The 26,566-nt window shown below is 30.5% G+C and carries 27 protein-coding genes and 1 pseudogene; 7 read left to right on the top strand and 21 right to left on the bottom strand.

Translation table 11 applies throughout. The features are described from left to right. Positions 1 to 5: 5 nt before the first annotated feature. The 10 genes from secD to BR69_RS0115845 form a co-directional block, all read right to left on the bottom strand. Positions 6 to 1,292, bottom strand: a complete 1,287-nt coding sequence (gene secD / locus BR69_RS0115890; protein WP_034850023.1) for a protein translocase subunit SecD — start codon at positions 1,290 to 1,292, stop codon at positions 6 to 8. A gap of 294 nt (positions 1,293 to 1,586) precedes the next feature. Next, positions 1,587 to 2,948: a thioether cross-link-forming SCIFF peptide maturase gene (gene scfB / locus BR69_RS0115885; RefSeq protein WP_027634069.1), complete on the bottom strand. Its 1,362-nt coding sequence runs from the start codon at positions 2,946 to 2,948 to the stop codon at positions 1,587 to 1,589. Positions 2,949 to 3,038: 90 nt separating this feature from the next. Further along, positions 3,039 to 3,176, bottom strand: coding sequence for a six-cysteine ranthipeptide SCIFF (scfA, locus tag BR69_RS20720; protein ID WP_034850021.1), 138 nt, complete (start codon positions 3,174 to 3,176; stop codon positions 3,039 to 3,041). 182 nt (positions 3,177 to 3,358) lie between these two features. After that, on the bottom strand, positions 3,359 to 3,727 hold the full coding sequence (locus BR69_RS0115875) for a TIGR04086 family membrane protein (RefSeq protein ID WP_027634068.1): 369 nt from the start codon (positions 3,725 to 3,727) through the stop codon (positions 3,359 to 3,361). Between the two features lie 58 nt (positions 3,728 to 3,785). Continuing rightward, positions 3,786 to 4,076, bottom strand: coding sequence for a preprotein translocase subunit YajC (gene yajC, locus BR69_RS0115870; RefSeq protein WP_027634067.1), 291 nt, complete (start codon positions 4,074 to 4,076; stop codon positions 3,786 to 3,788). Between the two features lie 12 nt (positions 4,077 to 4,088). Next, complete coding sequence (gene tgt / locus BR69_RS0115865) at positions 4,089 to 5,219, bottom strand: tRNA guanosine(34) transglycosylase Tgt (protein ID WP_027634066.1); 1,131 nt, start codon at positions 5,217 to 5,219, stop codon at positions 4,089 to 4,091. Between the two features lie 33 nt (positions 5,220 to 5,252). Beyond that, the gene (queA, locus tag BR69_RS0115860; protein ID WP_027634065.1) at positions 5,253 to 6,278 is read right to left on the bottom strand and encodes a tRNA preQ1(34) S-adenosylmethionine ribosyltransferase-isomerase QueA; all 1,026 of its coding nucleotides are present in this window, start codon (positions 6,276 to 6,278) and stop codon (positions 5,253 to 5,255) included. A gap of 18 nt (positions 6,279 to 6,296) precedes the next feature. Further along, positions 6,297 to 7,328 (bottom strand): Holliday junction branch migration DNA helicase RuvB, encoded by a 1,032-nt coding sequence (gene ruvB, locus BR69_RS0115855; RefSeq protein ID WP_027634064.1) that lies wholly within the window; start codon positions 7,326 to 7,328, stop codon positions 6,297 to 6,299. A gap of 12 nt (positions 7,329 to 7,340) precedes the next feature. Continuing rightward, positions 7,341 to 7,946, bottom strand: coding sequence for a Holliday junction branch migration protein RuvA (gene ruvA / locus BR69_RS0115850; protein WP_027634063.1), 606 nt, complete (start codon positions 7,944 to 7,946; stop codon positions 7,341 to 7,343). Positions 7,947 to 8,086: 140 nt separating this feature from the next. After that, entirely contained in the window at positions 8,087 to 8,710 is a 624-nt protein-coding gene (locus BR69_RS0115845) for a hypothetical protein (RefSeq protein ID WP_027634062.1), read from the bottom strand. Between the two features lie 158 nt (positions 8,711 to 8,868). On the opposite strand from BR69_RS0115845, the gene BR69_RS21260 reads away from it, so the two are divergent. Then, positions 8,869 to 9,750 carry a CAP domain-containing protein gene (locus tag BR69_RS21260; protein ID WP_051623648.1) on the top strand — a complete coding sequence of 294 codons (882 nt, stop codon included), beginning with the start codon at positions 8,869 to 8,871 and terminating at the stop codon, positions 9,748 to 9,750. Between the two features lie 199 nt (positions 9,751 to 9,949). On the opposite strand, the gene dut is transcribed toward BR69_RS21260, so the two are convergent. Continuing rightward, positions 9,950 to 10,378, bottom strand: coding sequence for a dUTP diphosphatase (dut, locus tag BR69_RS0115835; RefSeq protein WP_027634061.1), 429 nt, complete (start codon positions 10,376 to 10,378; stop codon positions 9,950 to 9,952). Positions 10,379 to 11,064: 686 nt separating this feature from the next. Beyond that, positions 11,065 to 11,529 carry a GNAT family N-acetyltransferase gene (locus BR69_RS0115825; RefSeq protein ID WP_027634060.1) on the bottom strand — a complete coding sequence of 155 codons (465 nt, stop codon included), beginning with the start codon at positions 11,527 to 11,529 and terminating at the stop codon, positions 11,065 to 11,067. A 224-nt stretch (positions 11,530 to 11,753) separates the two neighbouring features. On the opposite strand from BR69_RS0115825, the gene BR69_RS0115820 reads away from it, so the two are divergent. Together BR69_RS0115820 and BR69_RS0115815 are read left to right on the top strand one after the other, a co-directional pair. After that, complete coding sequence (locus BR69_RS0115820; protein ID WP_027634059.1) at positions 11,754 to 12,335, top strand: hypothetical protein; 582 nt, start codon at positions 11,754 to 11,756, stop codon at positions 12,333 to 12,335. A gap of 332 nt (positions 12,336 to 12,667) precedes the next feature. Next, a complete protein-coding gene (locus tag BR69_RS0115815) occupies positions 12,668 to 12,901 on the top strand; it encodes a hypothetical protein (RefSeq protein WP_027634058.1) in 234 nt (77 codons plus the stop codon). Positions 12,902 to 13,165: 264 nt separating this feature from the next. On the opposite strand, the pseudogene BR69_RS21605 reads toward BR69_RS0115815, so the two are convergent. The 7 genes and pseudogenes from BR69_RS21605 to hflX all read right to left on the bottom strand — a co-directional run. Further along, positions 13,166 to 13,420: pseudogene (locus BR69_RS21605) on the bottom strand (tyrosine-type recombinase/integrase); the annotation flags it as partial. A gap of 286 nt (positions 13,421 to 13,706) precedes the next feature. Further along, complete coding sequence (locus BR69_RS0115810) at positions 13,707 to 14,447, bottom strand: YebC/PmpR family DNA-binding transcriptional regulator (RefSeq protein ID WP_027634057.1); 741 nt, start codon at positions 14,445 to 14,447, stop codon at positions 13,707 to 13,709. Positions 14,448 to 14,675: 228 nt separating this feature from the next. Next, entirely contained in the window at positions 14,676 to 15,326 is a 651-nt protein-coding gene (locus BR69_RS0115805; RefSeq protein ID WP_027634056.1) for a YigZ family protein, read from the bottom strand. Further along, a complete protein-coding gene (gene pdxR / locus BR69_RS0115800) occupies positions 15,326 to 16,735 on the bottom strand; it encodes a MocR-like pyridoxine biosynthesis transcription factor PdxR (protein WP_027634055.1) in 1,410 nt (469 codons plus the stop codon). Before pdxR ends, BR69_RS0115805 begins: the two co-directional genes overlap by 1 nt. Before the next feature lie 88 nt (positions 16,736 to 16,823). Next, a complete protein-coding gene (locus BR69_RS0115795; RefSeq protein WP_027634054.1) occupies positions 16,824 to 17,720 on the bottom strand; it encodes a nucleotidyltransferase domain-containing protein in 897 nt (298 codons plus the stop codon). A gap of 70 nt (positions 17,721 to 17,790) precedes the next feature. Continuing rightward, on the bottom strand, positions 17,791 to 18,009 hold the full coding sequence (locus BR69_RS20710) for a hypothetical protein (RefSeq protein WP_034850017.1): 219 nt from the start codon (positions 18,007 to 18,009) through the stop codon (positions 17,791 to 17,793). A gap of 343 nt (positions 18,010 to 18,352) precedes the next feature. Next, complete coding sequence (gene hflX, locus BR69_RS0115780; RefSeq protein WP_027634053.1) at positions 18,353 to 20,137, bottom strand: GTPase HflX; 1,785 nt, start codon at positions 20,135 to 20,137, stop codon at positions 18,353 to 18,355. Between the two features lie 117 nt (positions 20,138 to 20,254). Here hflX and hpt point away from each other — a divergent pair, with 117 nt between their 5' ends. Continuing rightward, positions 20,255 to 20,782 (top strand): hypoxanthine phosphoribosyltransferase, encoded by a 528-nt coding sequence (gene hpt, locus BR69_RS0115775; RefSeq protein WP_027634052.1) that lies wholly within the window; start codon positions 20,255 to 20,257, stop codon positions 20,780 to 20,782. A 37-nt stretch (positions 20,783 to 20,819) separates the two neighbouring features. Here the strand turns inward: hpt and yunB are convergent, their stop codons facing one another. After that, positions 20,820 to 21,476 (bottom strand): sporulation protein YunB, encoded by a 657-nt coding sequence (gene yunB, locus BR69_RS0115770; RefSeq protein ID WP_242840704.1) that lies wholly within the window; start codon positions 21,474 to 21,476, stop codon positions 20,820 to 20,822. A 119-nt stretch (positions 21,477 to 21,595) separates the two neighbouring features. On the opposite strand from yunB, the gene BR69_RS20705 reads away from it, so the two are divergent. From BR69_RS20705 to BR69_RS0115755, 3 genes are all read left to right on the top strand, one after another. Then, positions 21,596 to 24,079 carry a transglycosylase domain-containing protein gene (locus BR69_RS20705; protein ID WP_051623647.1) on the top strand — a complete coding sequence of 828 codons (2,484 nt, stop codon included), beginning with the start codon at positions 21,596 to 21,598 and terminating at the stop codon, positions 24,077 to 24,079. 292 nt (positions 24,080 to 24,371) lie between these two features. Next, on the top strand, positions 24,372 to 25,169 hold the full coding sequence (locus BR69_RS0115760; protein ID WP_027634050.1) for a pyruvate, water dikinase regulatory protein: 798 nt from the start codon (positions 24,372 to 24,374) through the stop codon (positions 25,167 to 25,169). A 112-nt stretch (positions 25,170 to 25,281) separates the two neighbouring features. Next, on the top strand, positions 25,282 to 25,770 hold the full coding sequence (locus tag BR69_RS0115755) for a hypothetical protein (RefSeq protein ID WP_242840703.1): 489 nt from the start codon (positions 25,282 to 25,284) through the stop codon (positions 25,768 to 25,770). A gap of 94 nt (positions 25,771 to 25,864) precedes the next feature. On the opposite strand, the gene msrA is transcribed toward BR69_RS0115755, so the two are convergent. Beyond that, positions 25,865 to 26,398 (bottom strand): peptide-methionine (S)-S-oxide reductase MsrA, encoded by a 534-nt coding sequence (gene msrA / locus BR69_RS0115750; protein WP_027634048.1) that lies wholly within the window; start codon positions 26,396 to 26,398, stop codon positions 25,865 to 25,867. Between the last annotated feature and the right edge of the window lie 168 nt (positions 26,399 to 26,566).

Genomic DNA, 26,566 nt, shown 5'->3' with positions numbered 1-26,566 from the left:
AATCTCTACCCCCTCTTCCTTACCCCAAATAATGATGGCTTATTTAATATACCCATATTAACTGCAAGTTTAATTAAAACTCTAGTAACTGTTATTGCAGTAAACATAGATACAACTATACCTATCATAAGGGTAATTGCAAAGCCCTTAACAGCCCCTGATCCAAAGAAGTATAGTACTAATCCACCTATTATTGTAGTTATATTAGAATCTAATATAGAAGATAAAGCTCTATGGAACCCTGAGTCTATTGAAGATTTAATAGACTTTCCGGTTTTAATCTCTTCTTTTATTCTTTCAAATATCAGTACGTTAGCATCTACAGCCATTCCTATGGTTAATAGGAATCCTGCTATTCCTGGCAGAGTTAATACAACCTTTAAGGAAGAGAATATGGTAAGAAGTAATAATATATATATAACCAATGCAAAATCTGCTAATAATCCTGGAACTCTATAGAATACTATCATAAATAAAAAGATTAATCCTATACCTATAGCTCCAGCTTTTAAACTACTAGGGATTGCACTACTACCTAAGGTTGGTCCCACTGTTTTCACAGAAACTGTCTTTAATGTTACAGGGAGAGCTCCTGATTGTATCACTCCCGCCTGTCTCTTAGCTTCATCTATGGATTTACTTCCCTCAATTATAGCTTTTCCATCATTTATAACATTCTTTACCATTGGAGATGTTAACACCTCATCATCCATATATATAGAAATTTGTTGTCCTATATATTTCTCAGTGGCAGCTTTAAACTTTTCTTTTCCGTCTTCATTAAACTCTAAGTCAATTATAGCTTTTCCATTTTGATCAATACGTGATCCTGCATTCTCTACCTCTTTACCCGTAAGAAGAACTGTTCCATCTGGTGCCTTAAAAGTTAGTTCTCCTGTTTTAGTAAGAGTATCTATAATATCTTTAGATTCAAATTTTCCTGGAATATCCACTCTGATTCTATTTTCACCTTCAGTGGTAACGGTGGTTTCAGCTACTCCTATTCTATTAACCCTAAGGCTTAGAAGCTCTTTTGTCTTCTCTAAATCCTCTTTCTTTACCTTTCCATCCTCTGATACTATTTCTTCTATTACCGAAACTCCACCTTGAAGATCAAGGCCCTTAGTTATCATGGATCCAAAGGATTTAACTTCATATGTATTTCCAAACAGCTTAACTCCATAGGCTCCTGAGTATGCAAAAAAGCCTACTAGCATAGCTATTAATATAAATACTACCCAACTTCTACCTTTGCCTTTACCTTTAGTTTTCATATTTCTCCCCCTTTGCATTTTATTTTTCTTAGTTTAAATACCTTCATCTGTCTTCCTAGTTAAATTCTAAAATAAACATATTTCATAGTCTATATAGAAATAAGTTTTCTAAAAACTAATAATTTCAATGGAATAACTTAACTAGAATACAGTATTAACTTATGGATTTTAAAATAATATTTAGAACTCAGCTAACCTCTATAATAACCTGTATAGTTAGATAAAAAAATAATTTTTTATTAAATTAAGGTTAACTTTATAGGTAAATTATATATATTTACCATTTTTTAGTCAACTTTTTAAATTTATTTTCTAATTTTCCATAAGTTTTGCCTTAAGGGCTATGGCACATTCTATTCTTTTCTTTTGCATTTTACAGCCTATTTCATAAGGAATATTCATATCTCCATTAAAGTTGAAGTTATTAGCTTGGCATCCTCCACTACAATAGAATCTTGCCCAACATTCCTTACATTTTGGTTTATTATATATATGAGCTTTTCTAAAATCACTAGATAAATCATTATTAAAATTTTCATTATATATATTGTCTAATAAGAAGTCCTTGTTTCCTACAAATTGGTGACATGGATAAACCTCTCCATCTGGGGTTATAGCTACATATTCATGTCCTGCCCCACATCCACTTATTCTCTTATAAACGCAAGGTCCTCCCTGAAGATCTATATTAAAGTGATAAAACTTAAATGGGTTTCCATCTTTATGTCTTTTAAGCATTTCGTGATATAGCTTATCATATTCACCATATATAGTTTCTAAATCTTCTTCTCTTAAGGATAATTCATGTCCATCGGGAAGGACTACAGGCTCTATGGATATCTCATCAAATTCTTCATTTGCAAGGGCTAATACATCTTGGAAAAAGTCTGTATTTTCTCTTGTAAAGGTTCCTCTAACATAATATTGTTTTGATTTATCACGTCTTTTCACCATTTCCTTTATCTTAGGAAGAATGGCATCATAGCTACCTGACCCATCAACTCTTATTCTTACCTTATCATTTACAGATTTTCTACCATCAATAGATAAAACTATGTTTCCCATATTTTTATCTAAATATTCCATTTTTTCCTCATCTAATAAGGTAGCATTGGTAGTCATAGTAAATCTTATGTTCTTATTATGAATCTTCTCTTGCTCTCTTCCATAGTCTACTATTTCCTTTATGTTTTTAAAAGCCATTAAAGGCTCTCCCCCAAATAAGTCTATCTCTATATTTTTTCTTGGACCTGACTTCTCTATTACATAGTCAATGGCCTTTTTACCCACTTCTACGCTCATGATTTTCCTTTTGCCCTTATATTCACCCTCATCAGCAAAACAATATTTACATCTTAAATTACAGTCGTGAATAATATTTAGGCATACTGCTTTAACATAAGATTTAGATCTATCATTTTGAGCAATATTCTCATATAGGTCTAAGGAGTATAAAAGTCCTTCTCCTATAAGTTCCTTTATATCCCCTAAAGCTTCTTTTATATCTTCTTCTTTATACTTAGAAGAGAGCTCATTTATAATATCCTCTTCTTTTCTTAACTTGTCCTCATCTAATAAATCATATACAAGCTCGTCTACCAAATGAAGACTTCCTGTATTTACATCTATTACGTAATAATCCTCATCCTGTTTAAATTTATGAATTAATGCCACCTCTTACTCCTCCATTTCTTATTTTGACTAAATTTAAGGCAGTAACATCAAAGTTACTGCCATGAAAATTTTTAGTTACTTAGTAAGTTTTTAGTTCTCGCACTCTAAGTTAGCAACTGTACAAGATGTCTTACAAGCTGATTGGCAAGAGTTAGCACATTCTTTACAACCAGGCTTATTTAAGCTTTCCTTAATGTTTGCCTTATTGATTGTTCTTATATGTTTCATTGCTATTTTCCTCCATTCAAGTAGTTTCCTAGCCATTATATCATAATTTTTCCCTTTATTAAAGAGCTATTTAAGTCTATAAAAATCTTTTACATTTAGTTTTTATTTACTATGTTTTTTATTTAGCTAATACCTAGTTATAGTTAAATCTTATTCTTTTGTTTCATTATAATTTACCTAGGTTAAAGATTTATTCCGAGCATTCCTGAGAAAAATCCAACTAATAAAGCCAAAATTAATTGAACTAAAATAAGGGTTGTAAATACAAGTCCTCCATTTACAAGAGCTGTAACTATCATTAACAACGCCATATATATAAGAGCAACCAAAAGTCCTACAATCCAACCCTTTTCTCCATTGATTTTTGATGAATATACAGAGCCTAGAAGTATACTTAATGATGTTATTACCATATAAACCACTGAAGTGGTTTTAGGGCTTATATCAACAAAATTCATAATTATAGAATATATAACTAAACATACTGTAGTTAATATAACACCTCTTAAGACTCCTTTACTCACATTCACCATAAGAGCTTTTTTTTCCAAAACAAACACCCCCTTTCATATTAAAATATGATGCAAAGGGGGTGTTTATTCTTTATGTTTATTTATTTTCTTGTTCTTCTTCTTCTTTATTTAAAATATCTGCTATTCCATTTTTAACAACTTTAAATCTTGCTCTATCTGGACCTGATTCTAAGATTATATAATCTTCCTTTAGATTTATAACCTTACCAACTATTCCGCCTCTTGTTAATACCTCATCATTTACCTTAAGTTCGTTTAACATAGAGCTGTATTTTTTCTTTCTCTTATTTTCTGGTAGTAGTACTAAAAGATAAAATACTCCTATCATAACTACAAATGGTAAAACTCCGCCTAATAATTGTGGCATACTTTCTCCTCCTTAAGCTCTTCCTTGCCATGATTCAAGCTTTTCTCTTTTAAATTCTTCAAAGCAATCATTATCTATGGCATTTCTTATATCTTCCATTAGTTTATTATAAAAATAAAGATTATGCAATACACAAAGTCTCATTGCAAGCATTTCTTTTGCCTTAAATAAGTGTCTTATGTACGCTCTTGTATAATCCTTACAAGCTGGACATTGACATCCCTCATCTATTGGTCTGTCATCTAGTTCAAATTTTGCATTCATTAAATTTATTTTTCCTTCATTAGTGAACACATGACCATGTCTTCCATTTCTAGCTGGTAAAACACAATCAAAGAAATCTACTCCCCTAGATACTGCCTCTAATATATTACTTGGAAGTCCAACTCCCATTAAATATATAGGCTTATCTTCTGGTAAATATGGAACCACAGTATCTATTATATCATACATCTCTTCATGGGTTTCTCCCACTGCAAGACCTCCTATGGCATAACCATCTAAATCCATTTTTGATATGGTTTTAGCATGCTCTATTCTAATATCCTTATATGTAGCACCTTGATTTATTCCAAATAGCATTTGCTTATTATTAACTGTATCTGGAAGAGCGTTTAATCTATCCATCTCAGTTTTACATCTTTCAAGCCATCTCACTGTTCTAGCTACTGATTTTTCAACATAATCACGAGGAGATGGTATTTCTATACATTCATCAAAAGCCATGGCAATAGTTGATCCTAGATTACTTTGTATTTGCATACTCTCCTCTGGACCCATAAATATTCTTTTACCATCTATATGAGAACTAAAATAAACTCCCTCTTCTTTAATCTTTCTAAGTCCTGCTAAAGAAAACACCTGGAATCCACCTGAGTCTGTAAGAATAGGTCTGTCCCAATTCATAAACTTATGTAATCCTCCAAGTTTTCTAACTACCTTATCTCCTGGTCTTAAATGAAGGTGATATGTATTAGAAAGTTCTACTTGACACCCTATATCTTTTAAATCCATAGAAGAAACTGCGCCTTTAATGGCTGCTAAAGTTCCAACGTTCATAAATACTGGAGTTTGTATTACTCCATGAGGGGTATGAAACTCTCCACGTCTCACCTTTCCACTTTTCTTAAGTAGTTTATACATAACTTCACTCCTTTAAATTTTAATTAAACAAATTTATTTAATAAACATAGCATCTCCAAAACTAAAGAATCTATATCTTTCTTTTACAGCTTCATTATAAGCCTTCATAACATTATCCCTAGTTGATAAAGCACTTACTAGCATTATAAGCGTAGATTCTGGAAGATGAAAATTTGTAATTAAAGAATCTACTATTTTAAATTCATATCCTGGATATATAAATATATCTGTCCATCCACTACTTTCTTTTAAAACCCCTTCCCTGCTTCCTATGGTTTCAAGAGTTCTTGTTGAGGTGGTTCCAACAGCTATAACCCTATTTCCTCTTTCTTTAGTCTCATTTATAATCCTTGCATTTTCTTTGTCTAAGGAATAAAACTCTGAGTGCATATCATGATCTTCTATAGTATCTACCTTTACCGGTCTAAAGGTTCCAAGTCCTACATGTAGAGTTAAATATGCTATATTTACTCCCTTTTCTTCAATTTCTTTTAGAAGCTCTTTTGTAAAATGAAGCCCTGCTGTAGGAGCTGCTGCTGAACCTTTCTCCTTTGAATATACAGTTTGATATCTTTCCTTATCCTCTAAGGTTTCTGTTATATATGGAGGTAATGGCATTTGTCCAAGTTCATCTAAAACCTGTTCAAAAATTCCTTTATAGGAGAATTCTATTATTCTATTACCATCATCTTTTACTTCTATAACCTTTGCCTTAAGTTTTCCGTCTCCAAAGACAAACTCACGTCCTACCCTAGCTCTTTTTCCTGGTTTTGCTAAAGCTTCCCACTTATCTCCCTCTATTCTATTAAGAAGAAGAAATTCTATCTTACCACCAGACTCTAACTTCTCTCCTATAAGCCTTGCTGGAATAACCCTTGTATTATTTAAAACCAAGGTATCTCCCTTTTTTAAATAATTTATAATATCATAAAAATGTTTATGACTTAATTCTCCTGTACTTTTATCCATAACCATAAGTCTTGATTTTTCTCTTTCCTTTAGTGGATGCTGTGCTATAAGCTCCTCTGGTAAATCGAAATAAAAATCTTTAACTTCCATAACTACACCTTCTTATCCTTAGTCTTTATTGAATATTGAAATTTGATCCGTTATATTATCTAATCTTTCCCTTTTTAAGTGCTCATAAGCTTTATCTGTAGCTAATCTTCCCCTTGCAGTTCTAATTATAAATCCTTTTTGAAGAAGATAAGGTTCATATACATCCTCTATGGTATCTAATTCTTCTCCAACAAAATATGCTAAGGTTTCTATTCCTACAGGCCCTCCATTAAAATTATCTATTACTGCCTCTAGTATTTTATTATCTATTCTATCAAAGCCTTCATTATCAACCTCTAAAAGCTTAAGAGCTGCCTTTGATGCCTTATAATCTATAATATTATCTCCTTTTACTTCAGCATAATCTCTAACTCTTTTTAAAAGCCTATTAGCAATTCTTGGGGTACCTCTACTTCTTCTAGCTATTTCTAAAGCTCCATCCTCAGTTATATCACAGCCTAAAATATGAGAGGATCTTACTATTATTTCTTTTAGTTCTTCCTCTTCATAGTATTCCATAGAACAAAGAACTCCAAACCTATCTCTTAAGGGAGCTGTTAATAATCCCACCCTAGTTGTGGCCCCTATAAGAGTAAAATTTGGCAAGTCAATTCTTATAGATTTTGCAGAAGCGCCCTTTCCAATAATAATATCTAAAGCATAATCCTCCATAGCAGGATATAAAATTTCTTCCACAGACCTATTTAATCTATGTATTTCATCTATAAAAAGAACATCATTCTTTTGAAGTGAGGTAAGAATTGCAGCTAAATCTCCTGCTCTTTCAATAGCAGGTCCCGATGTAACCTTTAATTCTCCACCCATTTCTCTTGCTATTATATTGGCTAAAGTAGTTTTTCCAAGTCCCGGTGGCCCATGAAGAAGCACATGATCTAGAGCCTCATCTCTATTTTGAGCTGCTTTTATAAAAATATCCAATCTCTCTTTTACTTTTTTTTGACCAATATACTCTCTTAAGTTTTTAGGACGCAAGCTATATTCACTATTATCCTCCTGTAAACTTGAAGAGGTAATAATTCTATCATCCATACCATTACCTCCTTAACTTATAAGATGCTTAAGACCATCCTTTATAATTTCCTCTAAAGATTTACTGTTATCTACCTTGCTTAAAGCCTTATTTGATTCTTTTTCAGAATATCCTAGAGATATTAAAGCTTCTAAAGCATCATTAATTTTATTATCCATATATAAATCTTCTTCCTTATGAAGGGAAATTCCATCACCTTCTAATAACTTCTCATTAATCTTAAACTTATCCTTAAGCTCTAATATAATTCTTTGAGCAATTTTCTTTCCAACTCCTGGAGCTCTAACTATGGTCTTCTCATCCCCAGTTAAAACTGCATATTTAAAGTTATTTACACTACATATTGAAAGCAATGATAAGGCTGCCTTAGCTCCCACACCATTTATAGTTATTAAAAGCTTAAACATATCCAATTCTTCCTTAGTGTAAAATCCATATAATCCTATAAAATCTTGTCTTACAATTTGTTCAATATAAACCATTACCTTTTCTTCCACAGAAGGCATCTGAGCCATTGTATTTCCTGAGGTATATACTTTATAGGCTATTTCATTATTCTCAATTATTATATAATCCTTATTAATCCCCATAAATTTTCCTTTTATATACTCAAACATAAGCCCTCCTAATTTTACCTTTAATTTAATCCATATTATACTTTAACACTTAAGAAAAAATAATTCAATATAAAGTCCTTTGTACTGCACGCATTGATCCCTTCTATATATAAAAGAAAAAGCCTAGAAAAACTAGGCTTTTAGGAGGTTAAAGCACTTAGAGCCTCAAAGGCATCTTCCTTACTTTCAAATCCTTCATTATTTATATTATCTTTTTCATCATGGCCACCATAGCCTTTTCTATACATATCTCTTTCTCTTTCTGTAGGAATTTTAGTTATAGTAGTGCTGCTTATATCTTCATTCTTATTTTCAATTATAAGCTTGCCCTCTCCATCTGCTTTAAATATAGCAAAGTATTCCTTCCCTTTATCCTCATATACACTTATATAATACCTATTAGGAGTAAATCTCTTTTCAAAAACATATCCCTCACTATTTGAAAATCTATAATAATACCCTAAAGTTTGATAATAACTTTGAAGAGATGCTAGGTCATATTTACCTTGCAACTTATCCATTACATCCTTAAATAAAACATTTGATTCCTTAGTGGAATTACCATTTCTATCTTTAATGTAAAGATTTATTTTTGCATCAGAACTTATAAGCTCCTTAGCAGAGGTTTGCATAGTTTCTTCATTTCTTATTTTTTCATTTCTTTCTTGTATCTTTATAGCTGTAACATAGAAACTTATAAAAAATAAACATACCATCAAAATTAGTCCTGTAAAAAACATAAATAAATTCTTTTTTCTTTCCATAATAATCACCTCATGGGGAATTATGTCCATATTTTACAAGAATTATACATAATTGTTTGAATGTTTTTATCATTCCAACAGTCCCCTGTATAATTTTCCTCAAAGTTAATTTATACTTTAGTACAAGCTTAAAAAAATAAATTATAAGAGGTGATTTTTTGAGTAAAAGTATAAAAATATCTATATTATTAGCTTTAGCTTTATCTTGTGGAAGTGGTGCATACGTATATTCAAATAAAAAAGCACCCTCAACTACCCCCTCCACTATAGAAGCATCAAAAGAAGTGGAAAGTGGGAAAGAAGAAGCATCTGAAGAGATTAAAAATGAAGATGTAGAAACTACTTCTTCTGAAAATAAAGAATCAGAAGCTAACCATGCTAGTAACATGGAGAACACTAGTGCAAGAAAGGTATTTAATAAAAAACCTAATACTTCTTCAAACACTAATAATTCTTCAAATTCTAATGGATCATCAGCTAAACAACCTAGCACTAGCAAAAATCCATCAGATGCTAACACAAATTCTAATACAGGGACTAAGTCTCCTGCTAGTGATTCTAAAAATACAGCATCTAGCAGTGAAAACTACCCTAGTAACTTACCCAAAATTCCAAGTAAGTACTCTGTTGAATTTTTATCTAATGTAGAGAATAAAATCTTAGAACTATCTAATGTAGAGCGTTCTAAAGCTGGACTTGCTCCATTAACTATGGATAATACAATGAGACAAGCTGCTAGATATAAAGCTGAGGAAATGCTTCAGTATGGTTACTTTGACCATAATTCTCCTCATACTGGAAGTCCTTTTGACCTATTAAAGTCATTTAGCGTAAAATACAATGCTGCTGGTGAAAACATCCAATACAGCATGGGTCGTGATAAGGCTTCTGTAACTGCTGAATATATAGTAACTAATTGGATGAACTCTCCAGGTCATAGAGCTAACATATTAAATGGGAACTATAAGCGTATGGGAATTGGAGTTGCTTTTTCTCCTAATGGAAATAGAGCTTATGAATCTCAATTATTTGCAAACTAAATTAACATAATAGAATGTAAGTAGAAGTCTCCCAATTTCATAAATAAATTGGGAGACTTTCCTTTATTTTAATATATAAACTTATATAATTTAATTTATATAACACATCTAAATTATCACTAAAAACTTTCTTTTAATCTGCATTTTACCCTATCTTAAGATCTTGTTATTCTCTCAAAATATATTTTTATTATAACTTTTAAACTCCTGTGGAACCAAATCCCCCTTCTCCTCTTTCAGTTTCTGTTAACTCTGAAACCTCTTCCACATCTAAAACTAACACTTCCTTGATAACCATTTGTGCTATCTTCATTCCTACTTCAACTTTAAAATCTTCATTGCTAAGATTAATTAATATTACCCCTATTTCTCCCCTATATCCTTCATCTATTGTTCCAGGTGTATTTAAAACAGTTATACCATGTTTTAAAGCAAGACCACTTCTAGGTCTTACTTGTGCCTCCGTATTTTTAGGAAGACCTATTTTTATTCCAGTATGAATTAATTTTCGTTCCATAGGTTTTATTATAACTTCTTCTATTGAAAATAAATCCATACCAGCATCTCCATCATGAGCCCTAAATGGTATTATTGCCTTTTCATTAATTTTTTCTACTAATAATTTCATAAACAAACTCTCCTCTTTGGTATTTTATATTTAAATAAAAATCCACCCTTCATAATAGAACTTATAATTCCTTATGAAAAGTGGACATGTAACTAGAAAATAATAAACTCTCATGTAAACTCATATGCTATATAAGAAAAGTATATTACCCTTCCCATCCTTCTGGGAATTCTGCATTATGATAAACGTTCTGAACATCATCTTACATTAAGATAGAATTTCAGCAATTCCAACGTCTAACAGTAGATTTTTCCTTTATTCAACTTATATAGTCACCATTACAGAAACTAAACAATTTCCATAATGCACTGACAGTATACCATAACATAAAGAGGCTTGGCAAGGCTTCCATTATGGTATACTTTTATGAACTCACATAAGGAACACCCATATAAATCTAAAATATACATAATAATCCATCCAAAAACAGGTAGGGGGTAGGTAATAAATTTCCCCTTGTACAGTTGGGACTCAAACAATAGAATATTTACGATTTCACATTTAAGGCTTTCCGTTAATCCTTCCCTTCTCCTAATTCATATCATTGCTAACTGTACTATTAATTGGCTTCCCTTTAATGTGTTAGTCCTCAAAAATCACTGTTGTTCAGCTATCGTTAATTCATGATTAATGAACTTTATAAGAAGAAAGCGACTAAATATAACTACACAATATATCTTATCTTTTTATAATATAAATTCCATTGGCGTATATAAAATTCCACGAAATTCTTTTTGACTATCCAAGTCTTTAAATCCTATCGCATGATAAAAATGTACAGCATACGGAGAAGCATTTAATGTTATTTTTTTAACTTGCTTTTCTTTCAATTCCGAAATCATTTGATTAAACAGCATTGTTGCAATACCATTTCTATGATGTTCCTTATCTACAAAAACACATGATACATGATTATTTTCACTTATGGATACAACTCCAACAAGTTTTTCTCTTGAATATGCACCATACATAACCTGCGTACCATTTTTAAAACAATCTTTAAAATCTTCATTTTCAATAAAATTAACTCTGAAGGTATCTACTGCTTCTTTGCTATAATCTGGTGCTGTAAATTCTAAAAATGTGTTCCATATTAATAAAAACGCTTTTTCTAACTCTTCATTCTCTACTTTTCTGACAAAATACCCCATAGTTTATCTCTCCACCTTTTAAGTTCGCTATATATTACAATTGTACATTCATTTAATTATACATCATACAATTGCATAATTACAAATATATACCAATTAATTGTATTCGGTAAACTCTTATAACAATTCCTTTTAACATCTGTCTCACTATGGCTATCTATCTTGTTATTTTATTAGAGAAGTTTTTTTAACTCTTCACTAATTAAAAGGTGGACTTGAGTAAAATGGAATTAATAAAAGGGAATCAATGTGATAAGTATTTAAAGTTAGTTAGATTTAAAATTAACAGAGAATTAGCTAAAGGGAGTAAATTTGATTCACAAGATGCAGAAAGCTTCATTATTAGTTACGGAATTTGCGATATTATGAGATTTAACTGTGGTAACAAAGGGGACAACTTCGATAGATATATGAACCAGAGTATCAAAATGGATTTCTTAGATTTCATCCGTAAAGAATCTAAAAGAGTAAAAGAAATTGAACTTAGTTTAGATAAAAAGGTTGAGGATGCTAATGTTTTGAAATATGAATATATTTATAACCTAAGTGATAACCTTATAGATTTAGTAGACAATATTCTAATTTCTATAGAGGATTCCGTTCCATTGGAAGAGTTTAATTTAATAACTCAAATAGTGGAAGGTTTAGCCTACACAAAAGATTCTATCTTTGCTAACAAGGCTATTAACATTAGACAATTATCAAAGGAAATTGGTATTAGTGAGAAAGTAATAAAAAGCAGATTAAAAAAGTTAAAGGAACTATTAGAAAAAGATAAAAAATTTTTATTTAATTTTGTGAAATAGGTTGAAAAGGTAACTTTTTTGATTTTAACTTGCGATTATATAGGTAAGAGGACAATTTAATAATACAAGTTAGTTCTTAAAAAAACTGAAAAAGAAAAAAACCTCGAGTGAAATGAGAGGTAAGATTAATACCAACTTGGTATTGTAATACAAACCTAGTATTTAGTTGGTGTTTAATAAAAGGCTTCAAATAAACTCTAAGCTACTCGTTAGAACTCGTATCTTAAATCTGTTTTAGGATTTATCTTTCTAAAAAGAATATCCGTCATTATTAGATTAAGGAGTAACGGAGAGTCAAAAAAAGAATGAAGAAGAAAAAGGTTGTTAGTTAAATGATGATATACGAAAAATCTAAAAGAAAAAAAGAAGAGGTAGAAGCTATGAAGAAAGCCTTACAGAAGACCTTATATGAATACTATAATTACCCTATTATAAACTGTCGTTATGATGAAAACTTTGACCAATTTAGTGTTTACTGTTTCGTTGATAGGAATGATGATGATTCATTTGTTATAATGAAGTTTGACTATGATGAAGTGATACACGGATTTGAGGGGCAAATGTAAAACTATTACTTAGGGACAGGGGTGTTTAGATTCCCCACTTTTATTCCTTAAGGTATGAGTAAGTAGAGAACTTATGGATTTGTATTTAGCAAAGTCCTAATTTTCCCCCTTCAAAATTGACCTAAATTCCCTTTAAAATGAGTATTTCCAATAATTTTATAAGTGTCAACATATGTCACAAAAACCCTAATTTATATATACAAGAAAAGTAAAAGTTAGAATCCTATTTCTTTTTAACCATTGTGTTTTCTACCTTTACCTTACCTACAAATTCATTAGAGGACTCGTCTTTACACTCATTTCTAAGATAATCTCATCTTGTAACCCTTGAAGATACCTTTTAGTTATAGATATATTTTCATGTCCCAATAGACGAGATAAAGAATAAACGTCTAACCCATTCCTTAATTGTGCTTGTGCAAAGTAATGCCTTATTGTATGAGAACTGCACCTTATGTCTTCTCTAACTTTTGCTTGTTCACCAGCCAGTCTTACAACTCTTTCTATTGCTTCAATAGTTAATGGTAAACCTGTATTATGTTTTTGTAACTTTTAATAGTCCTACTACTCATTTTCCTAATTTCACAATCAAATATAAATTCCTTTAACATCTCTGATAATAACATAAAAAATACACCTCCATAAACTTTTATATAAGTTTCATAAAGGTGTACTACTCGCATATCCACAATGGAATTAATAGAAATTCAACATTTACCATTATCAAAAACCATAATCTATGTATGCCATAATGGATTACAGTAACTTAACATAAGTAACTTAGGCTAAAGCCTTGATTTATATATTATCCTTCAAAGCCTTCTGGGAACTCTGCATTGTGATAAACATTCTGAACATCGTCATCATCTTCAAGCATATCTAGCATCTTCTGGAAGCTAACTGCTGTTTCTTCATCTATTGCAGTATAATTATCTGGTATTCTCTTAACTTCTGCCTCTAAGAATTCTATATTATTTCCTTCAAGATTTTCACGAACTGATCCAAAATCTTCTGGTGATGTTGTAATTACATAAACCTCATCTTCAGATATAAAATCCTCTGCTCCTCCATCTAATGCCATCATCATAAATTCATCTTCATCTAAGCTATCATTTTTCTCTACGATAATTTCACCCTTCTTTTGGAACATAAAAGACACACAGCCGTTAGATCCCATGTTTCCACCATACTTAGAGAATCCATGTCTTACATTACTTGCGCTTCTATTTTTATTATCTGTTAAAACTTCTACTATAACAGCTATACCAGATGGACCATATCCTTCATATACTATTTCTTCATAGGTTACAGACTCTAATTCTCCAGCCGCTTTTTTTATAGCTCTTTGTATTGTATCTAAAGGCATATTAGCAGCCTTTGCTTTTGCCACTACATCCCTTAATTTTGGATTAGCCTCAAGGTTTGAACCACCCATTTTAGCTACCACCATTATTTCTTTACCTATCTTTGTAAAGATCTTTCCTCTTTTAGCATCAACCTTACCTTTTTTAGCTTGTATATTATGCCATTTTGAATGTCCTGACATGTTTCTAATTCCTCCTAACTATGAATCCATTATAAAGTAATTCTAAGCTTAATTTATTTTTTAAATTCAATAATAACTTTTTAAAAGCATAGAAAACTCATCTATAAATCTAATAGTTGAATTTAATTACCTTATTAAAATAAACATTCAACTATTAATTATGTTATAAAACAATCTAAAATTTTCAAAGAATATTATACCATAAAATATTTAAATCTTTCAACTTAGTTATATGCTGGAATAAAGGCGATACCCTTCCTTAAAGTATATGCCCTCTCCTATGCTCTCTATAATTATTTTTCCGTTAGTTGATTCTATAAGCTCTCCTCTTATTTTCTCTTCCATATGCTCCTCGCAAAGTGTATATATAGTAACCTTATCCGTGTATTCTGAATCTTCAATATGCCAATTATTCTCCATACACACATATTGAACCTTTCCTAACAGATCATAGTCCATAACTATTTTTAAGGTTACTCCCTTTACCTTTTCTACAATACCAGCTTCTTTTATAGCCACACTGGCTCCCTTAGAATAAGCTCTTACTAATCCTCCTGTTCCAAGAAGTATTCCTCCAAAATATCTTGTAACAACAACACAACAATCAGTAAGATTATTCTTTTTTATAACCTCTAGCATAGGAATCCCCGCTGTCCCTTGAGGTTCACCATCATCTGTATACCTTTGAATCCCCATATTTTCACCTATTATATAGGCATATACATTATGAGTAGCTTGTTTATGCTTATTTTTTATTTCATCAATAAATGCCCTAGCTTCTTCCTCACTAGTGACTCTTTTTATATGACCTATGAATTCTGATTTTCTCTCTTCAAATTCACCAATAGCCCTTTCCTTTTTTATAGTCATGTATGCCATTAATAATCCTCCATTACTTCTCTTATTATATCTATTCCTTCTTTAATTTTTTCCAAGTTAGTTTGAGAATATCCTACTCTAAAGTATTTAATACCTTCTATCTCATTCTTAAAAAACATTACTCCAGGAGTTATTATGACTCCTTTTTTTCTACACTTTAAAAATAACTCTTTAGAGTCCATATTTATATTATCCTTTATTTTTATAAAAAAGTTAAGCCCACCTCCTGGGCTTATAAAGTCTACCTTATTGAAGAGCCTCTCCTTTATGTACTTTTCCATAAAAAAGTATCTTTTTTCATATTCCCTTATAAGACTTACCATATACTCTCTCCAAAGCCCATTTTCTATATAAAGAGCGAGAGTACGTTGCATAAGAGATGATGTGGATATATCCGTATTAATTTTAGAATTTTGTATTATTTCTCTAAACTTTCTTGGAGTTATTACATATCCTATTCTTATTCCTGGTAAAAATATCTTTGAAAAGCTTTTTACATATATAACTCTATTATTCAGATCTAAAGATTTGAAGCTGTTATAACTTATATCCTCATTAAATATAAGTTCCGATAAGTAATCATCTTCTAATATATAAAAATCATATTTTTCCGCTAGATTTAAAAGTCTTTTTTTCTTTTCTAGACTATATGAATATCCTGTTGGATTTTGAAAATAGCTCATGGTATAAAAACATTTTATCCTATTCTTTTTTAAAACTTCTTGAAGCTTGTCTATATTAACCCCATCTTCCTCCATATCTATTTCAAAGATATTAGCCCTTCTCCAGTTAAATACCATCATTGCTCCATTATAGGTTGGCTTCTCTATTACTATATTATCATTTACATTTATAAGAGCTTTTGCTATAATGTCTATTCCTTGCTGAGCTCCAGAAACAATTAATATATCATCAATATCTAATGTATCATTCCAAAATTCTTTATTGATTACATTTCTAAGACCTTTGAATCCTAATGATTCTTGATACATCAAAGCTTCTGCCCCATCCCTATCTAAGACCTTATTTATAAGATTTTTAAAGTCCTCCACTGGAAAATGTGAACTACTAGTGCTTTCTCCTGAAAAATCTATGCTATTTCTTAGTTCCTCAATAGATAGCTTTTTAAAAGTTTCTCTATATTCCTTTCTGAAGCTTTTTCCAAGAATCTTTCTTTTTGCATAGGTTCCACTTCCCATTCTCTGAAAAGCATAACCTTCACTTTCTAACTTTTTATAAGCATTAACCACAGTAACATTATTTATTCTAAGCTCCTTAGAAAGCATTCTTATAGTTGGAAGCTTCTGTCCGTCTTCTACTTCCCCTTTATCTATTAACCTTTTAATATGCCTATATAGCTGTACATACTTAGGTGTATCCTCTATAAATTCTACTTTAAACTTGTCCATAAAGCTCCCTATTTATCCTAAATAAAGTTTTTTATTATAAGTTTTTATTTTTTAACTTTATCTTTATCTTTCATCATACATTATAACCTTATAGATAGTATGAGTTTTCTTTAAATAGGAAATTCCCCTCCTTAGTTTTATACTCCCTTATTTCTCTTTTTATCATGCTTCTTTTAAATAATTCCTTTAGTATTTCTTCAATCTCTATATTGAAGTTCTTAAATATTGGAATATTCTTTATTTCCTCAGCGCTTAATGGTTTTTTCTCTTCCCTTAAAACCTCAACTAAAAAGTTTGTGCTTACTTTAAAAATCTCATCTATTCCTCTTTCTATAAAATCTATGGTGTCTTTAACCACATCTTCTCCATTGTTTTTATAAAAGAATAAATTTTCTAATGTGATTTTAAACTCAATATTAGAATCTGATGCCATAGATAGTGCATCCTTACTAGTCATATAACCTAAGGAATTCACATAAAGTTTTGAGAATCCTTCCATAGCTCTAACAGCACTTAAAAAAGCTGTGTAATTCCCCCCATTATACAGGTATTTTTTACATACCTTTAATTCTTTTAAAAGATTTCCAAGGTACACCATAGACAATCTATTTTTATCAACATCCTTAAAATATCTTCCACTATTATATTTATCAGTAATATAATAATCCCTTGAAAAAACTAATCTCGATGCAGAGAAAACTCTTGAGAATCCAATTGTTTTATTATTTCCATCTACTATATCCATAAAGGTTTCTTTATTCATAAGCTTTATGTGTACTGGTATATCTCCCTCTTCTAGATATATATTTTCTATATTTTCAGGATTTTTATCACATACCACAAAAAAATCTATATCCGATTCCTCCCAAACATCACCTGTTACAATACTTCCAAATACCAATACTGCTAATACATCATTACTTTTCTTTAGATTCTCCACTATATTATTAAATACTCTTTGATAACTTATAATGGCCTTTACCACCCTACACCCCTCCATTTATTTACAAAATCATTACTTTATTATATATCTATTTTTAATTTTATTTCAATGGTTAAATAAATATTTCAGTTATATTTACAAGATTTTCTTCATTACACTTATTACAATGATACAAATGTATGCATTTACCACTATTGTTAATTTCAGCTTCTGCACTATAACTATCATAGTACTGAGAATTTCTTCCCATATCCTCCATAAATTCTCCACACATTGTGCACCTTACATGCTTTGTACAAATACTATTGCATATAGGACATAGTTTTTCCATAACTCCCTCTCCTTTTTACATTAAATTCACTTTTTATAAGTAGATAAACCACCTCAAAACTCATTCTTTTAATACACATTAAATAATGATAGTTGATAATTTAGTTCTAATTATCATATGGTATATCTATAATAAGAACTTACATCTTCAATGTTAAAATATAATATAGTAGAATCCTAAAGTTACTCTCACTTACCTATCCTTAAATTAAAATAAAAACTAATACTTAAAGAAAGTTCCCTTTATAGGTCTTTTATATGAATTTTAATAAGTTGATTCTTTGTCCTAATTACTTTAAATACATATATTAAAAAATACCTAGAATCCTCTAGGTATTTTTCCTTTATATCATAAAGTTTATACATTTATTATATACTTCATCGTCTACCTGCGCCTTTATATAAGTTCCATTATCCTTATATTCTTCTAAAAGCACGTTAGCATTTCTATGCATATATGACACTATTCCTTGATCACTATAGGGAACTAAATATTCTGCTTCTTTTAATGTATATGGTAACTTGGTACCTATATACTCTAAAAGTTCATCTAGATTAATATTATTTTTAGCTGAAATTTCTATAATATCATAACCCTCTAAGGCTTCCTTTAATGTTTCTAAGGTTTCCTTATCTACACTATCTATTTTATTTAAAGCTAAAATCTGACTCTTATCCCTTGCTCCAAGTTCATTTAATACTTCCTCCACTGCATTTACTTGCTTTAATGCTTCCTTTGAAGATGCATCTACCACATGAACTAAAACATCGGAATATATAACTTCCTCTAAAGTTGATTTAAATGCCTCTACTAAATCATGGGGAAGTTTTCTTACAAATCCAACAGTATCAGTTAAGGTTATAGTTCTATTATCCTTTAAACTTATAGCTCTTGTTGTTATATCTAAGGTTGCAAATAACATATTTGCTTCAAAAACTTTTTCCTTATTAACTAAATCCCTAGAAGATGCAATATCACATAGAGCATTTCTTAAAGTAGATTTACCTGCATTGGTATATCCTACTAAGGATACTTTTGGAATATTTTCTTTACTTCTCTTTTCTCTTTGAATTTCTCTAGTCTTCTTTATCTTTTTAAGTTCACTATTTAAGTCATAAACTCTTTCTCTTATATGACGTCTATCTATTTCTAATTTTTTCTCTCCTGGTCCTTTAGTACCTATACCTCCTCCAGTTCTTGAAAGTACAGTTCCAAGGCCTAAAAGTCTTGTTTGTCTGTATTTAAGCTGAGCAAGTTCTACTTGTATTTTTGCTTCCCTGGATTTTGCCCTTCTTGCAAATATTTCAAGAATTAAAGTAGTTCTGTCTATAACCTTAACTCCTATGGCTTCTTCTAAGTTTCTTACCTGGGATCCTGAAAGCTCATCATCAAAAACTACTATATTAGCCCTTAAACCTTGGCATAACATAGCTATTTCCTCTACTTTACCACTACCTATATAAAAAGCAGAGTCTATTTTATGCCTATTTTGAAAAACTCTCTCTAAAACAGGTATATCGCAAGCTTTAGTAAGCTCTTCAAGTTCTTCTAGACTTTCTTCATTATCACAGCCTACTATTATAGCCTTTTCCCCATTATCTTCTTCTACTTCATTAAATTTTATAAGTTCCTCATGCTCTTTAATCTTCTCTAAAATATTTATTCCTGCAGCCTCTTCTTCACTCATAGCCTTAGTTGATTCTGCAATAAGAAGATTATTTTGCACTCCACAAAATCCAAAAGTTATCTCCTTAAGCTTTCCTTCTTCTACTCCAAGAGCAATAATTGAGTCTAGCTTTAATTTAAGTAAAGCAGTATTATCTAAAGCAGATAACCTTGAAGATCCATTAGGATGAGTATGAACTATTCTTACTCCACTTAATTTTTTTTCTTTAATGTCAATTAAGGGTACCTCAACTGTTGTACTATCGCCAACAGCTACACTTACAACTTTTCCTCGTCTATCTATAGCTACACTAACCTCTCTTTGTAGCATATCTGTTACCCTTACCATTGTGTTTATTATTTCTAATGATGCAAATACATATTTATCATTTTTTAAATTCTGAAGTTCTTCTAATTCATTTAAAATGCTGTTTTTTATTCCTTCTATATTACCATATATCATTATAAAGCCCTCCCTTTCTTTTAATATAGGCTTGAAAACGTAATATACTTGACAACTTTCATATTATTTTATACCATATTTACAACAATGTAAATATGGTAGGTATGGAGGCTAACAATGGAAGATAAAAAAGTAAATATTTTATTAAACGAAGAGGAAATTAGTTCTAGAATAAAAGAGGTTGGAGCATTACTCTCTAAAGAATATTCAGGACGTAATGTCTATGTTCTTTCCTTATTAAGAGGAAGCTTTATTTTTACTGCAGACCTAGTTAGAAATTTAGATGTTAAAACTCAAATAGGCTTTATGACAACTTCAAGCTATGGTCATGGAGAAGAATCTACTGGTAAAGTTCAAGTGGTTAACGACATCCCAGACAATATAGAAGGTTTAGATGTTCTTATAGTAGATGATATAGTAGATACTGGAATAACTATGGATTTTGTTATAAACCATGTTAAAAACCTTGGTGCAAAATCAGTTAAATCTTGTGTTCTTTTAGATAAACCTTCAAGAAGAAAGGTAGATTTAAAACCTGATTTTTGTTGTTTTGAAATAGAAGATATTTTTGTTGTTGGATATGGACTAAACTATGGTGATTACTATAGAAATATTCCTTATGTTTTCAACTGGGAAGATAACTAAAGTACATATATTTAATTAGGGTAGTCAATAGACTGCCCTAATTAATTTTAAACCCTTGGGATTTATCCATTTGAAAATTTGTATTTGGTATCTTTCCTACTATAATAGTCTCACATATTGGTATCTCATGAGCTATTTCTAAATCGTTAGTCTTTAAGGGTACATTTACTTTAACTTTAGTCTTTACATTTAAATATATCTTATGCCTAGTTTGATTAATACCAGCACTTTCAAATTCTGAGGTGTAAGTAGTTTCAATATCTCCAACTGGTTGCATCTTTATACTAATATCTGGTCCAATATTTGCAATAACGTTATTATTTAGAACATAACCTAAGGGAATCTTTATTCCCACAGCTCCAATTTCCCTCAAATCCTTTTGGCTATTTAAGGCAACCTCTGTTGCTAGGGTATTCATCTTTAGAGTATCTGCTCTTATCATTGATATATTGCCTTCACTATCCTTCTCGACCTTTATTATATCCTCATAATTAAATTTTTCTTTAAATATTCTATTTATATTATCATTAAGAATAAAAATAGACTTAGCCCTCATTTCAGCATCTCCTATTATCATAACCCTTGGCATAACTTTTTTATCAAAGAGATAAATAGTCACATTGAAGATTATTACAGTTATTATAACTATAGTAAAAAAAATCATCTTACCCTTACTTACTCTAACCCTTTTCACATAAATTCCCCCTACAAAAATTTAATTAATCATTCTATTAATATGCTATAATATGATATAATATTTTAATATGAATTTATTTTGCTATAATTAAAAACCAATAAAGTTAGGAGGAAACTATGGGTAAAGGAAAAAAACAAAGTAAGAAGAAAGGCAGCCCCACAAAGGTATGGAAAAAGATACTATTAGGTTTTGTATTTTTTACACTACTTATTGGTATAGCCCTTGCTGGAGTCTCTTTCGCAATAGTAAAAACGGCACCACCTTTAGATATAAATGCTCTTTTATCCTTAAATGAAGATTCAACCTTATATGATAATAAGGGTGAATTTATGGACTATGTTCCTACAGAACAGAAACGTTCCATAATATCTATAAATGATATGTCCCAAAATCTTAAAGATGCCTTTGTTTCTATAGAAGATGAAAGGTTTTTCTCACATAATGGACTCGATTATAGAAGAGTTCTAGGGGCTGTATATATAGATATTAAAAATAAGATAACAAGACAAAGTGGATTACATGGTGCTTCTACTATAACCCAGCAGTTACTTAAAAATACATTGTTAACTAATGAAGTAACATTAAAAAGAAAAATACAAGAAATGTACATGGCTTTAAAACTTGAAAAAACATTAACTAAGGAACAAATTCTTGAAGCTTATTTAAATACAATACACCTAGGTGGAAGAGCTAATGGGGTTGAAGCTGCTGCTAAACAGTACTTTAACAAATCAGCTAAGGACTTAAACTTAGTTGAAAGTGCTTATATAGCTGGAGTTACTCAAAATCCTGCTAGATTTTATCCCTTCTCACCTAGTGCTAAGAAGGATCCAAGTCCTTATATAAATAAGACAAAATTAGTTCTTGGAAAAATGAAGGAACTCAATAAGATTTCTGAAGAAGAATATAATAATACCATAGCTGACATTGAAGCTAATGGAATAAAGTTTAACCCACCAAAACAAAATGCTGATAAGTTAAACTTTGAATGGTTCTCAAGACCTGTTATGACTCAGGTAAAGAAAGACTTAAAGACTCAATATGGATATACTGATAAAGAAGTAGATAGAATGTTAAACTATGGTGGACTAAAGATTTATACCACCATGGATAGAAATCTTCAAAACTATGCTCAACATGAGGTTATTGACAAGGCTTCATCCCTTACATCAATAAATGGAAAAAAAGATGATAAGACTAATTTAATTCAGCCTCAAGTATCAGCAGCAGTTATGGATTACTCAACAGGACAAGTTAAAACTATTATTGGAGGTCGTGGAGATCAACCTGCTTTATCCTTTAATAGAGGTGCTTCTAATAAGTATCTGAAACCCTTAGGATCTGCTGTAAAACCTCTAACTGTTTATGCCCCACTAATAGATAGTAAAATAGGTACTGCAGCAACAGTTTTAGAGGATTCTCCGCTGTCTGATGCCGTATCAAAAAAATATGCTAGATACGAAGTTAAAAACTATGATACAAACGACTTTAAAGGTTATTTAACTATTAGAGAAGGTCTTCAGCGTTCTCAAAATACAATAGCAGTTAAAGCCGAGGACATGATAGGACTTTCAACTGGTAGTGCCTATGGAGAAAAGTTCGGTTTGATTATTAATAAGGACTCTAAAGAAAGTATTGCATCTCTAGCACTAGGAGAATTTAATAACTCTTATAAAGACTTAGATGGTGGTAACCCTCTAATGGTATCCGCTGCCTATGGTACTTTCGGAAATGAAGGTAAGTACATTGATCCTATGCTTTACACAGAGGTTCAAGATAGAAACGGTAAAGTAATTTTAGATGGAAAACCAAAAGAAAAACAACTTATTTCTAAAGAAGCCTCTTATATTATGTATGATTTACTTAAAGGGGTTGTAACTCCTCCTGGTACTGGTGGAAGAGCTAAGTGGGGTTCTATGCCTGTAGCAGGTAAAACTGGTACATCTTCTGACAACAAAAACTTATGGTTTGCTGGACTTAGCCCATATTATTCTGGAGCTGTTTGGATTGGTGATGATCTCTCAAGACCTATTAAAGGCTCTAGTGGAGATGCAGCAGCCATTTGGTCAAAGATAATGGCAAAAGCTCATGAAGGTTTACCTTATAAAGATTTATCTGAACCTTCTAGCTTAGTAAGAGTTGATGTATGTAAGGATTCTGGAAAACTTGCTACAAATCTATGCTCTAGAGATCCAAGAGGAGGAAGGGTATATTCTGAAATGTTTATAGATGGAACTCAACCAACCTCTTTATGTGATACTCATGTAGAAGCTAAGATAAATAAGTCTAATGGAAAGCTTGCTAATGGAAATACTACTAAGGATTTAATAGAAAGTAGAGTTTTCATTACAAGAAATTATAAACCTTCAGTTACCCTACAGGATCAAAAATATGTTCTTCCAACAGAACAAGATAACACAGCTGTGGCTCCTGTAGTTCCTGAGGAAAATAAAGATTCGGATAAAGATAAGGATAAGGAAGAAAATAAAGATCCAAATCCTACTGATCCAAATACCACTACTCCACCTGTAACTACACCAAAGCCCCCAACTAATAACGAGGTCACTCCACCAGGGGATGGTAAAAAAAAGACTAATTAAAAAAATTTATAATAGGATTCATAACTAAAAAATCTTTTAGTTATGAATCCTATTTTTTATATTATAATTTTAATACTATTTTTTGTGTAAAGTTATATTTATTCTACTTTACTTCACTGCCCTAGAAACTTTTACATCTTTAGAATCTTTTACCTTCACTCTTAATCTAAAGAAAGTATTAGAATTATAAATCATAGGATACACTAAGTTAAGAATAATAATTTACTTATACTTATAGAAATCATTAGTAATGTATTTTTATTTTATGATAAAATTAACTTGAGGTGATATTATGATTAAGGTTTATGCTCTATCAGATTCTATAGGAGAAACTGCTGAACTTGTAGCTCTTGCCTCCTGTAGTCAATTCAAAGAAGATATAGAAGTTAAAAGAGTACCCTATGTAAAATCTTTTGAAGATGTGGAAGACTTTCTTAAGTCCCTAGATGATTTTCAGAATACTGTGATTATATGTACAATTGTACTATCAGAAGTTAGAGAATTTTTAATAAATCGTTGTATAGAAAATAATATTACAATTATAAATATTTTATCTCCTATTATGAATGTAATAAGTTCTAAAACCAAAAGTGTTCCTGTGTATAACCCTGGAGCTGTTTGGAAAATGGATGAGGATTATTTTAAAAGGATAGAGGCAATGGAATTTGCTATTCAATACGATGATTCTAAGGACTTAAGAGGACTTAAAAATGCTGATATAATACTAGTTGGTCTTTCTAGAACTTCAAAAACCCCCTTAAGTCTATATCTTGCTAACAAAGGATATAAAACCATAAATATTCCCTTAGTTCCTGAGGTTCCTATACCTGAAGAACTATTTACCATAGATAAAAGTAAAGTTTTTGGACTTACTATAAATCCTTTAAACTTAATTGATATAAGAAAACATAGACTTGATAAATTCTCTACATATCATAAGTCTATCTCCTATGCTGATGAAGGCAGGATACTAGAAGAATTTGACTTTTCTGATAAAATAATAAAAAAACTTGGTTGTAAGTCTATTGATGTGACTAATAGAGCACTAGAAGACACAGCTTTAATTATTATGAATTATATTAATCAATAAATATTATAGTTTTTAGTAATACTTTGTAATTACTTTATACATATTAACTATTAGACTAACCCTTATCTCTAAGTTACTATATAAATAAGACTTATAGAAAAGGGTGATATATGTGTTAGACTTTGAAAAACTTAAACTTATGGATCCACTTCTTCGAGAAAAATTTCTTAAGGAATATCTTGGAGAAGAAAAATGTAAGGTTCTAGATAAATATGGGCTTACTTTAAATAATAGATTATATTATGAGAAAATAGAGGCTAAGTATCCAACTCAAGACTACTTCTCATTGAAGTTTGCCTCAAAAGCCACTGTCCTAGGTATGGTATTTCAAGTTTATAGACTATGTTTTGCTAAAACAAAATACTTTGAAAATAATTGGCATAACTTTTACCCTTCCATATATGATTTAAGAGAAGGCTTTAAGGAAACTGAACTTTATAATATGGAATTTATAACCCAATATCATACAGGTATAACAATAGATCTTAGGTATTTATCTACCATTCATGATATTAAGATATTTAAAAGTCTTTGTTCCTATTTAGAAGAAAAACAAAGGGAATCTCTTGAAAACTCTGAAAACCTTTTAATAAATGCTTAAAAAACTGATTACTATAAAGAATTAAAACTATATTCTTGCATAAATAACCACTATGATAAATTATTAAATAGCTTATCATAGTGTTTTTATTATATTATATAAAATTCTTCCAATGCTCTTTTATATACTCATCTCTTCCTGACTCTTTTCTTTCTTTTGCATATTCAATAGGATTCTTTATAAAGAAATCTTGATGATAATCCTCTGCATCATAAAATTCTCCTAAAGGTAATACCTTAGTAACTATAGGTTTTGAAAATTCACCACTTTCCTCTATGTGATTTTTAGTTTTTTCTGCTAAGGACTTTTCCTCTTCATTACTATAAAATATAGCTGTTTTATAAGAGGAACCTCTATCTATAAACTGTCCACCGTCATCTGTTGGATCTATTTGTGTCCAAAATATCCAAAGAAGCTTTTCATAATCTATTTTTTCTGGATTATAAGCTATTTGTATAGCTTCATAATGTCCACTTTCTTGAGACTTTACCTCCTTATATGTAGGATTACTTATATCCCCTCCTGTATATCCTACCCTTGTATCTAAAACTCCTTCATAGCTTTTAAACTTTTCTACAATACACCAGAAACATCCTCCAGCAAAGGTTGCTATCTTAAAATTATCCATACCTTCCCCTCTCCTTTTTCTTATAATATTTTATTAAGAATAATCTTTCAACTTAAAAAATTAATTTATGTAATAATAAGTTCTTATCTCTTATTATAAAATTACATCTATAAATATTAATATAAGTATATAGTTACAACTGTTCCTTTTCAATACTTTACAATAGCT

The organism is Clostridium hydrogeniformans DSM 21757, from assembly GCF_000686705.1.
GTDB lineage: Bacteria > Bacillota > Clostridia > Clostridiales > Clostridiaceae > Clostridium_Z > Clostridium_Z hydrogeniformans.
The sequence above is the reverse complement of the archived record's forward strand: the minus strand, read 5'-3'. Positions and strand labels throughout refer to the sequence as shown.